The organism is Campylobacter sp. CNRCH_2014_2452 (genome assembly GCF_025772865.1).
Classification (GTDB): Bacteria; Campylobacterota; Campylobacteria; order Campylobacterales; family Campylobacteraceae; genus Campylobacter_D; species Campylobacter_D lari_D.
The window spans coordinates 1-979 of the sequence record NZ_JAKMSX010000032.1 but is presented as its reverse complement, the minus strand read 5'-3'; the positions used below and the strand labels follow the sequence as shown (position 1 = coordinate 979).

Genomic DNA, 979 nt, shown 5'->3' with positions numbered 1-979 from the left:
CAATCAAGGTAAGCTGTTTATATATATAAATTTCATCTGTAAAAAAATCCGCTGACTTATTTTTTGTTTTCATATATTTAAATTGAATATTGAAATTACTACACAATGGATTCGATACTCCATAAAATTCCAAAGTAGCCTTACCACTAGAATTTACTCTAACATGATCTTGCTTTGGTTTAGCCGCTGATAAAAAATCATGATATATTTCAATTTCTGTATTCGGGATTAAATTACTTACCTCAAGATGAAAATCTTGATTTAATTCTATGGTTTGCTTATAACCCTTATAGCTAGGATAAATAATACTAGGAATATATTCTTTATCTACATAAGTAATAGTAGTGCTAACACTTTGTCCAATAGTATTTACATTAATTACAGGGTTATCTTTAAATGGAGCTTTGGAAGTAATAGTTGCTTTAGCTTCACCACTAGAATTAAATGTTGTATCATGATCATTTAAAGTAGCGTCTCCACTTATATTCCACTCTACTTTAGCACCCTTTTTACCATCTTTTAGCGTGATATTGGCTTGTGCTTTTTCTTCGGTGTATATTGTTTTATCCCCTTCAAATTTTAATTCTCTTTGATAAAGCTTAATTTTATCTGCAGCAAACTCTATTTTACTTGTTCTTGTCTTCATATAATTAAACTTAATAGCAATATCTTTAACACTATAATCACTAATACCACTAAATTCTAAAGTAGCTTCACCTTTATCATTAACATTAAAGCTTTCTTTTTTAGCTTTTACTCCTTTACTTCCACTGATATTATCAATGGTTGAATTTGGTAATAAACCGCTTATTTTTAATACATAATCTGAGTCATAATCTATAGTTTTATCTAATGTTTTCCAAAAACTGACTTTATAAGAAGGATATTCTATTTTTGGAGTATATACAGTTCCATCTATATAAGTTAATGTTTTAGTGAGGTTTTGGCCTAGGGTATTTACACTAATTATAGGATTAGT

1 protein-coding gene is annotated in these 979 nt (G+C 28.2%); it reads right to left on the bottom strand.

Features of this window, described 5'->3' with window-relative positions; genetic code table 11:
• A partial coding sequence (locus tag L8X38_RS08390) for an Ig-like domain-containing protein (protein ID WP_263661770.1) occupies window positions 1-979 on the bottom strand: 979 nt, incomplete at both ends.